Genomic DNA, 17051 nt, shown 5'->3' with positions numbered 1-17051 from the left:
GTGTCCACAGCCGGCGATAGTGCAGAACGCGGGGCGCCGTCGCGACGGGCAGGGCGGGGGCTCGGGCTGTCCGGCAAGCTGTTGCTGCTGACGATTCCGCTGGTGCTGATCGCGGAAATCCTGATTTACGTGCCGTCGATCGCCAATTTCCGGCTTAACCGGCTCAACGACAAGCTGGCGGCGGCCAATACCGCGGCGCTGGTGCTCGATGCCGCCCCGCTCGGCCTGGTGCCGGAATCGCTGGCCCGGCAGATTCTCGGCAGCATCGGTGCCCGCGCCGTGGCCATCAAGATGGGCCAGCAGCGTCGCCTGCTAGCCAGCGCCGATCTGCCGCCGCAGATCGACCATGACATCGACATGCGGGCGGTAACGGTGTGGTCGGCGATCGTCGATGCCTTCCAGGTGATGCTGGACACTGGCGGTGAGACGATTCGGGTGATCGGTCCGATGCCGGCCGGCGCGCAATCCGGCGCGCAATATATCGAGGTGGTGATCGACGAACTGCCGCTGCGCCAGGCGATGTACCGGTTTTCCAGCAATCTGCTGCTGGTGTCGCTCGGGCTGGCGATCCTGACCGCGGGCCTCGTCTATCTGGCGCTGCACTATCTGTTCGTGCGGCCGATGCGGAATCTGACCGCCAACCTGGTCGATTTCCACGAAAACCCCGAAAGTTCGTCGCGCATCATCATCCCCAGCGATCGCGGCGACGAGATAGGTGTCGCCGAGCGCGAATTGTCCGACATGCAGCGCGACCTCGTCTCGATGCTGCATCAGAAGAGCCGGCTCGCCGCGCTAGGCCTCGCGGTCTCCAAGATCAATCACGATCTGCGCAACCTGCTGGCCTCTTCGCAGCTATTGTCCGACCAGCTCGCCAGCGTGCCCGACCCGCGGGTGCAGCGCTTCGCACCGAAGCTGATGCGATCGCTGGAGCGGGCCATCGCGTTCTGTCAGTCGACGCTGTCCTATGGCCGGGCCCAGGAGGCCGCGCCCGACCGCCGCATGATCCTGGTCGAGCCGGTGGTTAACGAGGTCCGCGAATCCGTCGGTCTGGCCTCGCAGGCCTCGATCGGCTGGATCAATGCCATCGAGCGCGGGCTGACCATCGACGCCGATCCCGACCAGCTGTTTCGCGTGCTGCTCAATCTGGTGCGCAATGCCGCGCAGGCGCTGGAAGGCCAGCCGCACTCCGATGCCGCTCCGCAGCAGATCCGCATCACCGGCCGCCGCGAGGGCGCCGTGACCATCCTGGAGGTCTCCGACACCGGCCCCGGCGTGCCGCAGCGCGCCCGCGACCATCTGTTCGAGGCGTTCCAAGGCTCGGCGCGGCCGGGCGGCAGCGGGCTCGGTCTGGCGATCGCCGCCGAGCTGGTGCGCGCCCATGACGGCGACATCCGGCTGGTGGAGGGTACGATCGGCGCCACGTTCCGGATCACGCTGCCCGACCGCCCGGTGCAGCTCTACGGCCTTCGCCCCGAACGCGTCCGGGCCTGAGGCCGCCGCCCGCGCGGCGATTCGCCCAATCCGACGAACCTGGCGGTACAATTTTGCAGGCGCTGTCGCTCTCGTTTCGGCGGATTTCGATAAAGGCGCCGCAAACCCGGCTATTTTGCCGGGATTTCCGGCAATTTGCGAATGACATGAAAGGTGGCGTTCGGCGCTTGCAATGCCGGACCGGAGTCGGTAGCTATTGCGCGCTTTCGCAAATAATGTTTTCGAAACGCATCGACGAAAGCGGGCTCCACGCCCGCCGCCGTCACGGCACGCGCCCGTAGCTCAGCTGGATAGAGCACGTGACTACGAATCACGGGGTCAGAGGTTCGAATCCTTTCGGGCGCGCCACACCGCAACAGCTTTTCCGATCAACGGCACGGATGGGCTTTAATCCCGATTCTTGATCGCAAGCGATGTGGGCCTCGTTCTGCTCTTGAACGGATGACGGCATCGAGTATGGCGACCGGACTCCAAATGGAGTCGTTGTCCAGGTTGTCTCAGCCTCCACGGTGACGTTCATGAGATGGGTTTCTTATTTCGCCTTTCCGAGTACTTCGAATATCTTTCCGCTGGTCAGCAGGGCTATTTCGGAAGCCGGTAGCGGCTTCTGGCATTCCGACAGCGGGTTCAGCCAGAAATTCGAGTGCGGCAACATGTCGAACAGGTTGCGCGCGACGGCACCGAGACAGGTTTCGGGCTCTTTGACGTAGTCGGAAATCCGCGCCTTCGAGGTGAACGCCGGATGCCATCTCATACCCTGGAATTCCACGGTCGCGATGTTGATCTTCTCCTGGTACTTCAATGACCGGCGGCGGCCGGGGATCATGGGTACGTCCGGCGTCAAGATGTAGATCTCGGTTTCCAGGAGCGCTTGATAGAACGCCGGCGCGGCGTCGGTATCCGTAGCTGCGGCCTGCATCAGGGCTTCGAGGCTGTTTTTTGGTTCAAACATGACGATCCTTTCACGGTAATCGTTGCTGGGTGAAATTCTCGCAGCCGCATCAGTCGTGGTTTTCCCGAAGAACGCGGTAGATCATGTTGCGCGAGACGCCGAGACGGCGCGCAGTCTTGCTGACGTTGTTGCCGGACTCGGCATAAGCGGTCAGCAGATGGGCTCGCTGCAGATCTCGCAGATCGCTCTTCAGCCCGCCGCTCGCCGATCGGCCACCGGGAAGCGGCTTGCTCCGGGGATGCCCGACAAGTTCTTCCACCGCGGCCTCGCCGATCAGGCCACCTTGTTCGGTCAGCGATAGCCGGGACAGCACATTGCGTAGTTCCCGAATATTGCCATCCCAGTCCTGTTCGGCCAGTCGATCGATCGCGCTCTGGGTCAGGCCGGCTGAAGGATCGATCTTGGCCAAGAGATGCCGCGCAATGTCGGCGAAGTCAGACCGCTCGCGCAGCCGCGGCAATGTCACCTCAAGGGTGTTGAGGCGAAACAGCAGGTCGGATCGAAAACGGCCTTTGGCGATTGAATCGTCGAGATTGGCATTGGTGGCGGATACCAGCAGGACATCAACCTGCCGCTTGGTGCCGCCGACCGGGCGCACCGTCCAATCGTCCAGGAAACGCAAAAGCACGGCCTGCAACGCCACCGGCATATCGCCGATCTCGTCGAGGAACAGCGTGCCGCCGTCGGCCTCCTTGAACAAGCCCGCAGAGCCGCCCTTCTTGGCGCCGGTGAAGGCGCCCTCGGAATAGCCGAACAATTCCGCCTCGATCAGGCTTTCCGGAATGGCCGCGCAATTGACCGGCACGAACGGCCCCGTCCGCCGGCTGGCGGCGTGGGCGTGACGCGCCAGTTGCTCTTTGCCGGTGCCGGTTTCGCCGCGCACCAGGATCGGCATCTTGCGCGCTGCCGCGATCTCGACCTGTCTCACGATCGCGGCGATCGTCAGGTCGGAGGAGACGAACTCCCGCCCAATTGCGTTCGGCGGAGACAGGCGCGGCTTCGCCAGCGCGCGCACCATCGGAAACAGTCGGGTGTTCTCGATCGTTGCGACGAACTGGCTGCCGACCTCATCCTCCAGACCTTGGCGCTCCTTGTTTCGGCCCTCATCGACAAAGCGGCTGAATTCGGTGCGGAAGATGTCGACGAAGCGCTTCCCGGGCGCGGCCGGGAGGCCGTGCAGCAATACGCGCGCGGCCCGATTGGCCGCCAGGATCTTGCCGTCTTCGTCGACGGCAAGCAGGCCGGCACTCAGCGTATGCAGATACTCGCCGCGATTGTGGAACGCGATCAGGATATTGCCGCGATGAAATTCGCGAAACAGGCCGTTCTCGATCTGTGTCGCGGCCATTGCGACCAGCGCCTGGGTATGAGTCTGGCGCGACAGGCAATCGGACGACGCGTCGAGGATTCCCGCGACTTCTCCATCAGGCGCGAAAATCGGTGCCGCCACGCAAGTGAGATTGTTATAGCGACGGAAGAAGTGTTGATCGCCATGTACGGCGATCGGTCGCTTCAGCATCGCCGCGGTGCCGAGGCCGTTGGTGCCACAGCAACGCTCTGTCCACACCGCGCCGGGTTTAATGCTGGCAGCGTCGGAGGCGTCGCTGAAGCTTCGGTCTGTAATGATATCGAGTAGCAATCCATCCGCGTTGGCAAAGGCCACCATGAAATTGGAGCCGGAGATCTGCTGGTGCAGTGTGTGCATCTCCGCGAGCGCCAGACCTCGAACCAGCGAACAACGCTGCTGCTCGTGGCGGAGCGCCGCGGGGCTGACGAATTCCTGCGGCGGCGGGTGGCGCATGTCGAGGCCGAGCGCAATGCAGCGCATCCAGCTATCGTAGATATCGACCGAAAGAAATCCGGCCGGCGGCGCCCCTCGCTGCTCCAGCGCCATCCATGCGTTTTCGACGCGCCGACCCGCAACCAGCATCGACTGTCCTCCCTGAACAGTGTTTCGGCGTTTCCTCAAACGGGCGGCCGTTGACGGCTCTTCCTGTGAACAGTGTCTCACAACTACGGAGCAATTGTAAAAAATTACAAAGTATAGCTCAGCCTTGCTGACTGTTTCGCCGCGGAACAGATTTGCATCCGGCCCTGATCCGATGCGGATCGGAACACGATGGGCGCAACGCCGGGAATTCCAAATAGCTCAATATGTTAGGTGTTTGGCACGGCTCTTGCTGTTCTCTTGTTCAATCGAACTACGAGCTACCATAAAAACAAAAAACTGTTTGGGGAGTGAACAGCCGATGAAAGCCGCGGTTCTGCATGCCTTCGACGACAAGCTGACGGCAAAGGAATTTGTCAAATACGAAGATGTCGCAGACCCGAAGATCACGCGTCCCTCGGACGTGATCGTGCGGATCGGCGGCGCCGGCGTCTGCCGCACCGACCTGCACATCGTTGAAGGGATCTGGCGGAGCAAGGTCGATGTCAATCTGCCCTACATCATGGGGCACGAGAACGCCGGATGGGTCGAGGCGATCGGGCCCGGCGTCGAAGGCATCAAGGTCGGCGACAGCGTGATCTGCCATCCGCTGGTGACGAGCGGACATTGCCTCGCATGCCGCCGCGGCAACGACATGCACGCGCTGGACAGTGCCTTTCCCGGCATCAATGCCAATGGTGGCTACGCGGAATATCTGCTGACCGGCCAGCGCTCGCTGATCAAGCTGCCGAAGACGCTGGCGCCGAAGGATGTCGCGCCCTACACCGACGCCGGCCTGACCGCCTACCGCGCTGCAAAGAAGGCGTCGCGGCATCTGTTGCCGGGGCAATATGTTGCGGTGATTGGCGCCGGCGGGCTCGGCCATATCGGCATCCAGGTTCTCGCGGCATTGTGCGCCGCCGAAATCATCGTCGTCGACCGCGACGACAAGTCGCTCGAGCTGGCCAAGACCTGCGGCGCGCATCATCTGGTGAAAGCTGACGGCAACGAAGTGGAAACCGTGCTGGCGAAGACCGGCGGCCGCGGCGCGGAGGCCGTGATCGATTTTGTCGGCGAGGGCGACGCCGTCGCCCGTGGCTTGGCGATGACGGCGAATGACGGCTACTACTATGTCGTCGATTACGGCGGCAAGATCGAGCTCCCGACCATCGACCTGATCACCTCGGAAAAGACCATCGTCGGAAACCTGGTCGGCACCTATGCCGAGCTGGTGGAGCTGATGGCGCTCGCCGATCGCGGTCTCGTCGATCTCCATACCAGGGAATACAAACTCAGCCAGGCCAACGATGCACTGCACGACCTGCATCATGGGCGCATTCACGGCCGCGCCGTGTTGATCCCATGATGACCAATTGCGAGGCGGTTCGCCTTTCTCCGGATGATTGGGTGGGGGTCATGACAAGCATGGATAGAGGCGATCAGCCGCCGCTGACCGCCGAGGAAGCTGCCGAACTGGAGCGGGGCCGGGAGCGAATGCTCGCGCGCCACAAGCTGATCGAGGCGATGATACGCAACAACGAACTGCAACTGCGCAACGAAAGCGCGCGCGGCGGAGCAGAAATCGAAATGCATTGCGCGCTGCGCGACAGCGCGCTGCCGGGCACTGGCGCCGCCGCCTTGCTGGAACTGGCACAGGCGACAGCGAGGTTCGAGGCGCTGAAGGTCGAGCACGAGCGGCTCGTCGCCGAGCGCGAATGGCTGAACGTGGCGCTATTGGAGTTCGAGAGCGGTCCATCGACCTATGACCACAACCGATCGGGACATGCATGATGAGCAAGAGCGGAACACTGCGCGCGGGACGCGCATCGGCTGGAGACGGCAAAGTGCCTCCGAACGCTCAGATCGAATTGAGCGAAGAAGATAGATCCAAAGATGCCTTCTTCGTTCAACTGGCCGACATCGCCGAGGCGATGATCGCCAGGCACGGCAAGGATTTCGCCATGGGCACATTGGTGCTGACGGCGCGGTTCATCGCCGAGGACAAGCCACTGACCAAACCTGCCGTCAACCACAGTTAGTTACGGCGGAGTTTGATCGAGCGGGGAGGTATCGAAGGGCGGGGGCGCCCGACGATACAGCGACCCAGACAATTTACGGCGGACGGTTCTGAAGAGTGCGTCAAGCAAGCGGGCGTCCGGGAATAAGGCGAGCAGCGAAGTCCACGCAATATTCAATGGATTCAATGGAGAAGGAAATGTCTGAAACTCTAACGCTGAACAAGATCGTAAATCAGAAGGGCATCAGTACCGCGGAGGCGGCCAATCGCGTCTCCGATCTCGGCTGGACGCCAAGCTACGTCCAGGAAGCGATGACCTTCCCGACCGACTACAAGATCTCGAAGGTTCCGCGCGATCCGATGAAACAGGTGCTGCGGTCCTACTTCCCGATGCAGGAAGAAAAGGACAACCGCGTTTACGGCGCGCTCGATGCGGCACTGCGCGGCGACATGTTCCGCAACGTCGAGCCGCGCTGGGTCGAGTGGATGAAGCTATTCCTGGCGATCATCCCATTCCCGGAAATCTCTGCGGCGCGATCGATGGCAATGGTCGGGCGGCTGGCGCCAGGCGAGGAGCTGCGCACCGGCTTCACCATGCAGATGGTCGATGAATTCCGCCACTCCACGATTCAGATGAACCTGAAAAAGTGGTATATGGAAAACTACATCGACCCGGCCGGGTTCGACATCACCGAGGCCGCGTTCGGCAAGTGCTACGCCACCACGATCGGCCGGCAGTTCGCCGAGGGCTTCCTGACCGGCGACGCCATCACCGCCGCCAACATCTATCTGACGGTGGTCGCCGAGACCGCCTTCACCAACACGCTGTTCGTCGCGATGCCGTCCGAAGCCGCCCGCAACGGCGACTACGCACTGCCGACCGTGTTCCTGTCGGTACAGTCCGACGAATCCCGCCACATCGGCAACGGCCACTCGATGCTGATGGCGATGATCCACGATCCGTCGAACCACCAATTGCTCGAGCGCGACCTGAAATACGCGTTCTGGCAGAACCACGCCATCGTCGATGCTGCGATCGGCACCTTCATCGAATACGGCACCACCAATCGCGACAAGAACAAGGAATCCTACGCGGAGTTGTGGCACCGCTGGATCTACGAGGATTATTATCGGACCTACATGCTGCCGCTCGAGAAATACGGCATCAAGATCCATCACGACGACGTCGCCGCGGCCTGGGACCGTATCGTCAAGAAGAACTACGTCCACAAGACCGCGCAATTCTTCACGGTCGGCTGGTCGTTCAACTTCTGGCGCATCGAGGCCCAGACCGAGAAGGACTTCGAGTGGTTCGAGCACAAGTATCCAGGCTGGTACGCCGAGTTCGGCGATTTCTGGAAGTGGCACGCCAAGCTGTCGGTGCCGGGCGAGAAGAACATCGCCTTCAACGGCGACGTTGGTTACGTCTATCCGCACCGCTGCTGGAGCTGCATGGTGCCTTGCCTGATCCGCGAGGACTTCTGCTGCGACGAGGTGGACGGCAAGATGTACACCTACTGCTCGGAAGGCTGCCGCTGGACGCACAAGGTGGCGTTCGCCGCCGAGTACGAAGGCCGCGCCACGCCGGCAATGGGTCGCTTCAGCGGACGCCGCGAGTGGGAGGAGTGCTACCACGGCTGGGATCACGCCGACGCCATGGTGGATCTCGGCTTCGTTCGATCCGACGGCAAGACGCTGGTGCCGCAGCCGCATCTGCGCTTCGAGCAGAAGGACATGTGGACCCTCGACCACATCCGCGGCAACACGCTGGGCAGTCCGCTGCGCGGCTTCCGCGCCCTGAAGGCCGGCGAAGAACGGGACGCCGCGATCGCCGAATATCGCAAGGGGTTCAAGATCAACCCCTGCAACTAGGCCGAATGGGGAGAGGGGACCGCGTTCGCGGTCCCCTCGAACCGCCGCCCAAAGCGCCAATCCCCGCATTCAACGCAGGCCGCAAGATCATGTCGCAAATGACGACCACCACGTACAAGGTCCGGCTCGAACCGGTCGGCATCGAGATGGATGTCGAAGAGGGGGAAACCGTTCTCGACGCCGCCTTCCGCCAGGGCATCTCGCTGATGCACGGCTGCAAGGAAGGCCAATGCGGCTCCTGCAAGTCCAGGCTGATCAGCGGCGAAATCGAACTGCTTAAATATTCCACCTTCGCGCTGCCCGATTACGAACGAGAGACGGAGCACATTCTGCTCTGCAAGACCCACGCCTACAGCGATATCGAAGTCGAACTTCTGAATTTCGACGAAGACCTGCTGTCGCATGCGATCGCAGTAAAGGGTTTTGAGGCCACGGTGAGCAAGGTCACCGCGCTGACCCACGATATCCGCCTGCTGGAGATCGAACTCGACAATCCGATGAAATTCTGGGCCGGGCAATATATTGATCTGACGCTGGTCGATGCCGGCGTGACGCGCGCGTTTTCGATGGCGAATGCGCCGGTCAACGGCAAGCATCTGTCCTTCATCATCAAGAAATATCCCAACGGGGCATTCTCGTCGCAGCTCGACCGCGCACTGCAGCCGGGTGCACCGCTGCAGGCGAAGGGGCCATACGGCACCTGCTTCCGGCGTGAGGGACGAACCGGGCCGATGCTGCTGATCGGCGGCGGTTCCGGCATGTCGCCGCTGTGGTCGATGCTGTGCGACCACGTGCAGAGCGGCGATCAGCGGCCGGTGCGGTTCTTCTATGGCGCGCGGACGCGGGCCGACCTGTTCATGCTCGACGAAATCGCCGCGATCGCGGCGGCGCATCCCGACTTCGAGTTCATCCCGGCGTTGTCGCACGCCACCGCAGAAGATGATTGGCAGGGCGAGACGGGATTCATCCATGAAGTCGTGCAGCGCCGGCTACGCGACGAGGCGCTGAGCGGCACGATCGATGCCTATGGCTGCGGTCCCGTGCCGATGATCGATGCGCTGCTGCCGGTCCTGCAGATGGCCGGCGTCGAGCCCGACCACATCTATTTCGACAAGTTTACGCCAGCCACGCGGTGACGGCATCCTCGCCCCACCGTGCACAACAACCGCAACAACAATCGAAGACATCTCCAGGGAGGACACCATGAGCGCAACCCCACAGCAAGTGCATCAGTCCGGCGCCGCCGGTGCCGCGATTTTTGCCGGTTCCGACAGCCGGAAATACAATTATTTCGAGCCGAAGGGCCGCAAGGCAAGCCATTACGAGGATATGACCGTCGACGTCCAGCCGGACCCGGAACGCTATCTGCTGCAGGACTGGATCATCTCGTTCCCCGACGGCACTCCGACCTATTCGAAGACCTGGACCAAGGCGCTGAGCTCGAACTGGCACCAGTTCCGCGCGGTCGATCAGGAGTGGGAGCGCACGCATTACCAGCGCCAATCGACGATCTGCGGCATGGTGCAGGGTGTCATCGAAAATGCGCGGAAATCGGGCGCGCCGAAGCGCTTCGACAAGGCGTGGGTCAAGGTGCTGCGGGATCATCTCGGCGCCTACAAGCATGCCGAATTCGGGCTCGGCACCTCGTTGATGCAGGCGCAGCGCTATGGCTACACCCAGATGGTCAACAACGCGATTCTGACCAACTCGTCCTACAAGATGCGGTTCTCGCAGGATCTCACGCTATACCTTGCCGAGATCGGACTCGATATCGAAGGCTTCGACGGCAACGCCGGCAAGCAGCACTGGCTCGAGGATCCGATCTGGCAGGGCACCCGCAAGTCGGTCGAGGCGATCATGGGCGCGACCGACTTCCTCGAACAGTATTTTGCGATCAACCTGGTGTTCGAGCCGCTGGTCGGCGAGCTGTTCCGCAGCGGCTTCATCATGCAGATGGCGGCTTCGCAAGGCGACTTCGCGACGCCGTCCGTGGTCGCCGCCGCCGAAGCGGACTACGAGCGCAACCTCGCCAACACCGTCGAACTGATCCACATGCTGACGCATGACAAGGATCACGGCACGCATAACAAGGGACTGTTCAACGGCTGGATGGCGCACCACGGCGCGCTCGCCCACGAAGCGGCATCGAACCTGCAACCGATCTGGTCGCAGCCGCGGGTCAAGGTGTCGGGCTTTGCCGAGGCGCAGTCTCTGGCGAAGAACCGCATCGAGGCGATCTGCGCGCAGGTCGGCCTTAAGGCGCCGTGACACGGCTGTGCTGACAAACCAATCCGAAACCGGCGCAAGCCAGTCACCCTCTCAGGAGAATGCAATGTCCGAAGTCCAGGCCAATATCTTCAAATCGATGAAAGATATCAAGTTCGAGGACACCATATCGCACCAGTGCGGTGTCACCATGAACGACAGCGTCGAGGCCCGCGCCATCGCCGAAGTGATGGAGCCGAAGAAGGGCGTCACCGTCACCTACATGCCGGCGATGATCCGGATCGATGGCGAAGGCAAGCTGGTGTTCAAGATGAGCGAGATCAGCGAGGCGCTGGGGCGCGAGATGACGCCCTACATCTTCGAGATTTCGACCTCCACGCATTATGGCCGCATGGTGATGGTCGACGACGATACCGTTGTCTGCTTCGGCGATATGAACGAAGCGCTCGCCTATATCGAACACTGATCGAGGCCGGCCGGCGTCCGCGCCGGCCCGCCTTGCTGCCTCAGGTAATCAAAGGATTAGAAACAATTGCCCAACGTGGCGGGATAGGGAGAAGCGCGATGTACAAGACGGCATCCGGAGAAGAAATCTTTGTGATCGACGGGCACACCCATTTCTGGGACGGCAGCCCTGCCAACCAGAAGAATATTCATGGCAAGCAATTCATCGAATGTTTCTATGCGTATCATGCCAATCTCAGCCCGCCGGCGGAGAAATGGCCGTTGGACAAGTTCGAAAAATACGACGCCAAGACCATGCATGACGATCTGTTTATCAACGGCTACGACGACATGGCGATCCTGCAGCCGACCTATCTGACCGATTTCTACAACCACGGCTTCAACACCACCGAGCGCAATTCGGCGCTGAAGAAAAGTCATCCGGAGCGGTTTATCCTCAACGGTGCGTTCGATCCGCGCGACGGTAACAAGGGGCTCGAGGATCTCCATGCCAAGGCCGAGAAGTATCAATTGCAGGGCGTCAAGCTCTATACGGCGGAATGGCGAGGCGAATCCAAGGGCTATCGGCTCGACGACAAGGAAACCTACAGATTCCTCGAGGCGGCGCAGAAGCTCGGGATCAAGAACATTCACATCCACAAGGGCCCGACCATTATCCCATTGAACAAGGACGCGTTTGACGTCGGTGATGTCGATGACGTGGCGACCGCCTTTCAGGATCTCAACTTCATCGTCGAACATTGCGGTCTGCCGCGGCTCGACGATTTCTGCTGGATCGCGACGCAGGAGACCAACGTTTACGCCGGCATCGCGGTGGCGCTGCCGTTCATCCACACCCGGCCAGCCTATTTTGCGCATGTGATGGCGGAGTTGTTGTTCTGGGTCGGCCCTGACAAGATCCTGTACGGCAGCGATTACGGCATCTGGACGCCGAAATGGCTGATCGACAAGTTCATGGCCTTCGAGATTCCGGAGGAGATGACCAAGGAGACCGGCTCCGTCCTCACCCTCGAGAACAAGAAGAAGATCCTCGGTCTCAACGCCGCGCGGATCTACAATATCGACATCGAGGCGCAGAAGAACAAGATCGGCGCGGCGGGCGGCTATGCCCATCTCGCCTCCGCTCGCGCGGCGGAGTAGCCGCCATGACGGCCAGGACGATTGCCGATCGCAAGGCCGAAGTCTGGGCCCGGTTGCAGACCGTGACCGACCCGGAACTCGACGAGCCGGTCACGGACCTCGAATTCGTCACTCGGGCCGATGTGGACGCGCAGAACCGCGTCCACATCGAATTCCGGTTGCCGACCTATTGGTGCGCGGCGAACTTTTCATTCCTGATGGCGGACGACATGCGCACGGCGGTGAAACAATTGCCGTGGGTCAACGCGGTGAGCGTCACGCTCGGCGAGCACATGTATGCCGACAAGATCAATGCCGGCCTGGCGCAGGGGCTCTCCTTTCAGGAGACTTTCGGCGTCGAGGCTGACGGCGATCTCGACGAACTCAGGCGCACGTTTCTGGTCAAGGCGTTCCAGCGCCGGCAGGCGGCGCTGCTCGCATATCTGATCGCCGATGGATTCGCGCCGGAGGTGTTGGTCGGGCTCACCCTCGGCGAACTCGCGGCGCTGCCGTTCGACGAAGCGGGCGACCGGTTGCTCGCACGCTATCTGCAGCGGCGTCCGGTGGTGGCCGCCGTGACCGAGCCGCTCGCGTTCCTCGATGCCGATGGCGATCCGCTGCAGAGCGAGACCCTGCCGACCTATGTCCGCGCGCTGCGGCGCGTCGACGTGAATGCCGAATTCAACAGTGCCCTGTGCCGCGGTCTGCTGCACGCCCGCTTCGATACCGAAACGCCGTTCACGCCCCGGCGCGCCGGACAAGCCGCCGAACCACCCGAACTGTCCGTGCAGCGCGTGCAACTATAAGGAAAGCGACGATGGCAAAGATGATGCTCCATGATTCCCAGGCGCGCGAAGCACTCGCACGCGGCGTTGCAAAGCTGGCGAAGGCGGTCAGCGGCACGCTCGGCCCGAAGGGCATGAATGCGGTGATGGACCGGCCGATCGGCACGCCGATCGTGTCGCGCGACGGCGTCAGCATCGCCGCCGAGATCGAGCTGGAGTGCCCGTTCGAGAATATGGGCGCCCAGGTGCTGCGCGAAGTCTCGAAGCAGACCAACGAGGTTGCGGGCGACGGCACCACGACCGCGACCGTGCTGGCGAACTACCTCGTACAGGACGGTTTGGCGCTGCTGGCGGCCGGCGCCAACCCGGTCGAACTGGTTGAAGGGCTTGAGCTCGCCGTGGACGAGACCATCTCGGCGCTGAAGCGATCCGCGAAGAGCGTCGACGGCGCCAAGGGCATTCGCGCCATCGCCACCATCGCCGCCAACGATGTCAGGCTCGGCGCCATGGTCGCGGAGGCCTTCGAGCGCGCCGGCAATCATGGCATCGTCGCCGTCGAATTCGGCTCAACCGTCGAGACGACGCTGGAAGTGGTCGAAGGCAGGGCGTTCGAGCGCGGCTATCTCTCGCATCACATGGTCACCGACGTCGAGCGGATGCAGGTGGTGCTCGACGAGCCGTATATTCTGATGACGGATCACAAGATTCTCGCCATCGACGAGTTGAAGGGGGTGTTTGCGCTGATCGAAAAGAGCGGCCGACCGCTCCTGATCATCGCCGAGGAGGTGGCGCCCCCGGTCATCATGATGCTGCTGTCGCGACGCGAGAAGAATAATTTCAAGGTCGCGGCGATCCATCCGCCGGAATATGGCCATTGGCGCAAGGCGATGCTGGAAGACATCGCGGTGGCGACCGGCGGCCGGGTCATCTCCAAGGATCTCGGCGGCACCGTCGAGCGCGCCAGTCTCGAGGATCTCGGCTCCGCGCGGCAGGTCCGGATTTCGTCGTCGAAGACCCTGATCACTGCCGGCCATGGCAAGCCGAAGATGGTTGAGGCCCGGCGCGAGCAGGTGTCGCGGCAATACGAAGCCGCGCCGGAAAACATCGAGCGCGACAAATTTCTGGAGCGGCTCGCCAAACTGTCCGGCGGCACCGCGATGATCCTGGCCGGCGGCGCGACGCCGGTGGAGCAGAAGCGGCGCGCGCAGCTGATCGAGGATTCGATCAATGCGACGCGTGCGGCGATCGAAGAGGGCGTCGTGCCCGGAGGCGGCGTGGCGTTGATCCGGGTAGCCGCGGAGCTCGACGGCTTGATCAATCGGCTGGAAGGCAGCGCGAGGCAGGGCGCCGAACTGGTGCAGCGTTCGCTCAGTCAGCCGCTTGCCTGCATCGTTGCCAATTGCGGACGCGGCGACAGCAAGGCTGCGGTTGAGAAGGTCGCCAAGGCCAGCAATGGCTACGGCTTCGACGCCCGCACCGGCACCACGGTCGACATGATCAAGTCCGGCATTATCGATCCGGTCAAGGTCAGCTACTGCGCGATGCGCAATGCCGGCTCGGTGGCGGCTCTGATCCTCACCACGCAGACGCTGATCGCCAAGAGGCCGGACAATTACGATCCGACGTCGGGGCCGGCCATCGGCGGTGGCGCGGAGTTGCTTTGATATCGTCATTGCGAGCGAAGCGAAGCAATCCAGGGCAACGGCGCAGACTGGATTGCTTCGTCGCAAGAGCTCGTCGCCATGACGAACGTCCCGTCACCGCGGCGCGGTTTGGCCGAGTGCGCGATACACGGTGTTGCGGGAGACGCCGAGACGTCGGGCGGTTTCGCTGACGTTGCCGGCGGTCTCGGCATAGACCGCGTGGATCGTGGCAAGCTGGATCTCCTGCAACGAGCAGGGCTTCGGCTGCGCGACCTGACCGATTGCGGCTGCTCCGCCGGACTGCTCGAGCAGGCAGTCGGAGCAGGCAAGGGTATGGCGCGCCAGGATGTTGCGCAGCTCGCGGATGTTGCCGGGCCACGGCCGCGCTGCGAGATCGGCCATGGTTTGCGCTGCGATTTCACAAGTCGGATCGATGCCATCGAGCAGATGCTGCACAATGGACTCGAAGTCCGTGCGCTCATTCAGGCGCGGCAGCGTCACTTCGAGCGTGTTGAGGCGATACAGCAGGTCTGAGCGAAAGCGCCCGGCGGCGATCGCCTTGTCGAGCGCGGCATTTGTCGCCGAGACCAGGAAGATATCGACCTTGGTTCGGGCGCCGCCGATCGGGCGCACGGTCCAGTCGTCGAGCAGCCGGAGCAACACGGCTTGCAGCGCGACCGGCATGTCGCCGATCTCGTCCAGAAACAGCGTACCGCCGTCCGCTTCCTTGACCAGCCCGGTCGCGCCGCCGCGCCGCGCGCCGGTGAAGGAGCCGTCGGCATAGCCGAAAAGTTCGGCCTCGATCAGGCTTTCCGGCAACGCCGCGCAATTCACCGGGACGAAGGCGCCGCTGCGCCCGCTGGCGGCATGGGCATGCCGCGCCAGTTGTTCCTTGCCGGTGCCGGTCTCGCCGCGGATCAGGATCGGCATCTTGCGGGCTGCGGCGATCTCGACCCGGCGCACGATCGCCTGCACGGCGGGATCGGCCGCGACGAAATTTGTGGGGGACGCGTGCGGCTGGACTGCGCGCCGCTGTTCAGCTTCGGGGGAGCGCGGCATCGGCTGTTTCGCAGCAGGCGCCGAGGCAGTCTTGCGCGCCTCCTGCGCGGGCGCTTGCCGGGACACGCTGCGATCGATGCTCGCCGCGCGCCGCCTGGCGTGCAGCACGATGATCGCGCCGATGCCGGAGCTTTCGCTAGCGACGAAATCGAAGCTCGCATTCGGCAACAGGCCACTCAGGCGTGCTGGCCACTCGTCGAAGCCCAGTGTTTTCAGGAACCGGGTTGGCGGCTCGTCGCCGGCACCGCGGTTGACGTCGCGGATTGCCTTCAGCGCTTGCTCGCTGGCATGCAGAATGGTGCCGCGACGATCCACCAGCACGCAATCGTCGTTCGCCCAGATCGCCCGCTTGGCGAGGAAGTGGTGCAGCAGCAATTCGTGATCCTGCTTGATCGAGCGGGCGAGAACGCTTTCGACATGCTGGCCGACCGAAACCGCCAACGCCAGGCTCTGCGGATTGAAGGTTTCCGCGGGCCCGGAAATATCCACCACGCCGAGCAGCTCGCCGTCAGTGGGTTCAAAGACGGGGACCGCGGCGCAGGTCCATCGCTGCACCTGCGAGCAGAAATGCTCAGCTCCATGAATCTGAACCGGCTTCGCCTCCGCCATCGCAGTCCCGATCGCATTGGTGCCGATATCGGCTTCGCTCCATCGTCCCCCGTGTTCGAGGTGAACCGTTCGTCCGGCCTCGATCACCCGAGCGTCGCCCTCGGTATCGATGATCAGCCCGGAGGGATCGGTGAGGATCATGATCGAGTTGGCGTCGCTGAGGAACGTTCGCGAATTCTCCAGCGCATGACGGGCGGCGTGACGGAGCCGCGCATGCTTGGAGCGGTGGCGGAACAGCTCGGCTTCCGCGACCAGGGGCGCCATCGCCCGATCGACGGTGACGCTATGGTTCCTTGATCGCTGCCAGGAATTGACCACCGACGGCCTGAGATCTGTCGGCAACGCGCCGCGCTCGACGAATTTTTCCCATGCGGCCCTTACGTCTCGCTGGTTCATGCCGGATCCTCTGACGCCACAACGTCCAAAACCTGGAAATCGACAGGTCCTGCGCAGTCACCCGAATGTGGATTGGGTCGCCATCATCGCCAATGCTGTTGCGCAAAGCGCAAGCTCTGACCTCACCAAGGCATTCCAAGTGGCCGCCTTTGATCGCGTCCAACCCTGTGGTGGTCACTTTGGAAAAGCATCTAAGGCGCTACTCGACGCAACAACCCATTCCGCGCTCACTTCCCAGACACAACGGCGGCTCTCAGGTCCGCCTTGCAATCAGCCTATACTTCTTCGCTTCAAGCGCAAGAAAGAGTCAGCGGCAGCGATCGGTGAAGTAAAAGAATCGATGCTGCGTTGCGGCGTTCGCGAAGTCCGGCAGCAAGCATCGGCGGATCGTTCGCACAAGCATCACGGTCGCGGCTAGTTCAGCAAGATCTTCTCAGACCGAATGCGATGCCGATATGGCATCCAATCTGCGTGCCGATTGATCGATGAA

15 protein-coding genes and 1 tRNA gene are annotated in these 17051 nt (G+C 62.5%); 13 read left to right on the top strand and 3 right to left on the bottom strand.

The features are described from left to right. Together FNL56_RS25175 and FNL56_RS25170 are read left to right on the top strand one after the other, a co-directional pair. Nucleotides 1-1491, top strand: a complete 1491-nt coding sequence (locus tag FNL56_RS25175; RefSeq protein WP_143575561.1) for a sensor histidine kinase — start codon at nucleotides 1-3, stop codon at nucleotides 1489-1491. A 271-nt stretch (nucleotides 1492-1762) separates the two neighbouring features. Then, nucleotides 1763-1839: transfer RNA gene (locus FNL56_RS25170), tRNA-Arg, on the top strand. A gap of 184 nt (nucleotides 1840-2023) precedes the next feature. Here the strand turns inward: FNL56_RS25170 and FNL56_RS25165 are convergent. Both FNL56_RS25165 and FNL56_RS25160 read right to left on the bottom strand, forming a co-directional pair. Continuing rightward, nucleotides 2024-2443, bottom strand: coding sequence for an SseB family protein (locus FNL56_RS25165; protein ID WP_143575560.1), 420 nt, complete (start codon nucleotides 2441-2443; stop codon nucleotides 2024-2026). A 49-nt stretch (nucleotides 2444-2492) separates the two neighbouring features. Then, the gene (locus FNL56_RS25160) at nucleotides 2493-4373 is read right to left on the bottom strand and encodes a sigma-54-dependent Fis family transcriptional regulator (RefSeq protein ID WP_143582444.1); all 1881 of its coding nucleotides are present in this window, start codon (nucleotides 4371-4373) and stop codon (nucleotides 2493-2495) included. Between the two features lie 319 nt (nucleotides 4374-4692). Here FNL56_RS25160 and FNL56_RS25155 point away from each other — a divergent pair, with 319 nt between their 5' ends. From FNL56_RS25155 to FNL56_RS25110, 10 genes are all read left to right on the top strand, one after another. After that, a complete protein-coding gene (locus FNL56_RS25155; RefSeq protein WP_143582443.1) occupies nucleotides 4693-5736 on the top strand; it encodes an NAD(P)-dependent alcohol dehydrogenase in 1044 nt (347 codons plus the stop codon). Then, the gene (locus FNL56_RS25150) at nucleotides 5733-6161 is read left to right on the top strand and encodes a hypothetical protein (RefSeq protein ID WP_246660786.1); all 429 of its coding nucleotides are present in this window, start codon (nucleotides 5733-5735) and stop codon (nucleotides 6159-6161) included. Before FNL56_RS25155 ends, FNL56_RS25150 begins: the two co-directional genes overlap by 4 nt. Further along, nucleotides 6158-6409: a hypothetical protein gene (locus FNL56_RS25145; protein WP_143575557.1), complete on the top strand. Its 252-nt coding sequence runs from the start codon at nucleotides 6158-6160 to the stop codon at nucleotides 6407-6409. The genes FNL56_RS25150 and FNL56_RS25145 overlap by 4 nt, the downstream gene beginning before the upstream one ends. A gap of 176 nt (nucleotides 6410-6585) precedes the next feature. Continuing rightward, nucleotides 6586-8259 (top strand): aromatic/alkene/methane monooxygenase hydroxylase/oxygenase subunit alpha, encoded by a 1674-nt coding sequence (locus tag FNL56_RS25140; RefSeq protein WP_143575556.1) that lies wholly within the window; start codon nucleotides 6586-6588, stop codon nucleotides 8257-8259. Between the two features lie 98 nt (nucleotides 8260-8357). Further along, the gene (locus tag FNL56_RS25135) at nucleotides 8358-9395 is read left to right on the top strand and encodes an NADH:ubiquinone reductase (Na(+)-transporting) subunit F (RefSeq protein WP_210245436.1); all 1038 of its coding nucleotides are present in this window, start codon (nucleotides 8358-8360) and stop codon (nucleotides 9393-9395) included. Nucleotides 9396-9462: 67 nt separating this feature from the next. After that, on the top strand, nucleotides 9463-10527 hold the full coding sequence (locus FNL56_RS25130) for an aromatic/alkene monooxygenase hydroxylase subunit beta (protein ID WP_143582441.1): 1065 nt from the start codon (nucleotides 9463-9465) through the stop codon (nucleotides 10525-10527). A 64-nt stretch (nucleotides 10528-10591) separates the two neighbouring features. Then, nucleotides 10592-10951: an MmoB/DmpM family protein gene (locus tag FNL56_RS25125; protein WP_143575553.1), complete on the top strand. Its 360-nt coding sequence runs from the start codon at nucleotides 10592-10594 to the stop codon at nucleotides 10949-10951. A 98-nt stretch (nucleotides 10952-11049) separates the two neighbouring features. Continuing rightward, complete coding sequence (locus FNL56_RS25120) at nucleotides 11050-12090, top strand: amidohydrolase family protein (RefSeq protein WP_143575552.1); 1041 nt, start codon at nucleotides 11050-11052, stop codon at nucleotides 12088-12090. Between the two features lie 5 nt (nucleotides 12091-12095). Continuing rightward, the gene (locus FNL56_RS25115; RefSeq protein WP_143582440.1) at nucleotides 12096-12875 is read left to right on the top strand and encodes a metal-sulfur cluster assembly factor; all 780 of its coding nucleotides are present in this window, start codon (nucleotides 12096-12098) and stop codon (nucleotides 12873-12875) included. A gap of 11 nt (nucleotides 12876-12886) precedes the next feature. Beyond that, nucleotides 12887-14518, top strand: a complete 1632-nt coding sequence (locus tag FNL56_RS25110) for a molecular chaperone GroEL (protein WP_143578380.1) — start codon at nucleotides 12887-12889, stop codon at nucleotides 14516-14518. Between the two features lie 93 nt (nucleotides 14519-14611). On the opposite strand, the gene FNL56_RS25105 is transcribed toward FNL56_RS25110, so the two are convergent. Beyond that, nucleotides 14612-16561 (bottom strand): sigma-54-dependent Fis family transcriptional regulator, encoded by a 1950-nt coding sequence (locus FNL56_RS25105; protein ID WP_143582439.1) that lies wholly within the window; start codon nucleotides 16559-16561, stop codon nucleotides 14612-14614. On the opposite strand from FNL56_RS25105, the gene FNL56_RS25100 reads away from it, so the two are divergent. Continuing rightward, a complete protein-coding gene (locus FNL56_RS25100; RefSeq protein ID WP_143575548.1) occupies nucleotides 16560-16979 on the top strand; it encodes a hypothetical protein in 420 nt (139 codons plus the stop codon). The two genes, FNL56_RS25105 and FNL56_RS25100, sit on opposite strands and share 2 nt — an antisense overlap. Nucleotides 16980-17051 lie beyond the last annotated feature (72 nt).

The organism is Tardiphaga sp. vice304 (assembly GCF_007018905.1).
Classification (GTDB): Bacteria; Pseudomonadota; Alphaproteobacteria; order Rhizobiales; family Xanthobacteraceae; genus Tardiphaga.
This window is presented reverse-complemented; position numbering and strand designations above follow the sequence as displayed.

Excerpts from the sequence above, each read along its gene's own strand:
- FNL56_RS25150 (WP_246660786.1), top strand. The coding sequence starts at position 5,733 with ATGATGACCAATTGCGAGGCGGTTCGCCTTTCTCCGGATGATTGGGTG.
- FNL56_RS25100 (WP_143575548.1), top strand. The coding sequence starts at position 16,560 with ATGCCGGATCCTCTGACGCCACAACGTCCAAAACCTGGAAATCGACAG.
- FNL56_RS25130 (WP_143582441.1), top strand. The coding sequence starts at position 9,463 with ATGAGCGCAACCCCACAGCAAGTGCATCAGTCCGGCGCCGCCGGTGCC.
- FNL56_RS25160 (WP_143582444.1), bottom strand. The coding sequence starts at position 4,373 with ATGCTGGTTGCGGGTCGGCGCGTCGAAAACGCATGGATGGCGCTGGAG.
- FNL56_RS25110 (WP_143578380.1), top strand. The coding sequence starts at position 12,887 with ATGGCAAAGATGATGCTCCATGATTCCCAGGCGCGCGAAGCACTCGCA.
- FNL56_RS25145 (WP_143575557.1), top strand. The coding sequence starts at position 6,158 with ATGATGAGCAAGAGCGGAACACTGCGCGCGGGACGCGCATCGGCTGGA.
- FNL56_RS25155 (WP_143582443.1), top strand. The coding sequence starts at position 4,693 with ATGAAAGCCGCGGTTCTGCATGCCTTCGACGACAAGCTGACGGCAAAG.
- FNL56_RS25120 (WP_143575552.1), top strand. The coding sequence starts at position 11,050 with ATGTACAAGACGGCATCCGGAGAAGAAATCTTTGTGATCGACGGGCAC.
- FNL56_RS25135 (WP_210245436.1), top strand. The coding sequence starts at position 8,358 with ATGACGACCACCACGTACAAGGTCCGGCTCGAACCGGTCGGCATCGAG.
- FNL56_RS25115 (WP_143582440.1), top strand. The coding sequence starts at position 12,096 with ATGACGGCCAGGACGATTGCCGATCGCAAGGCCGAAGTCTGGGCCCGG.
- FNL56_RS25165 (WP_143575560.1), bottom strand. The coding sequence starts at position 2,443 with ATGTTTGAACCAAAAAACAGCCTCGAAGCCCTGATGCAGGCCGCAGCT.
- FNL56_RS25125 (WP_143575553.1), top strand. The coding sequence starts at position 10,592 with ATGTCCGAAGTCCAGGCCAATATCTTCAAATCGATGAAAGATATCAAG.
- FNL56_RS25140 (WP_143575556.1), top strand. The coding sequence starts at position 6,586 with ATGTCTGAAACTCTAACGCTGAACAAGATCGTAAATCAGAAGGGCATC.
- FNL56_RS25105 (WP_143582439.1), bottom strand. The coding sequence starts at position 16,561 with ATGAACCAGCGAGACGTAAGGGCCGCATGGGAAAAATTCGTCGAGCGC.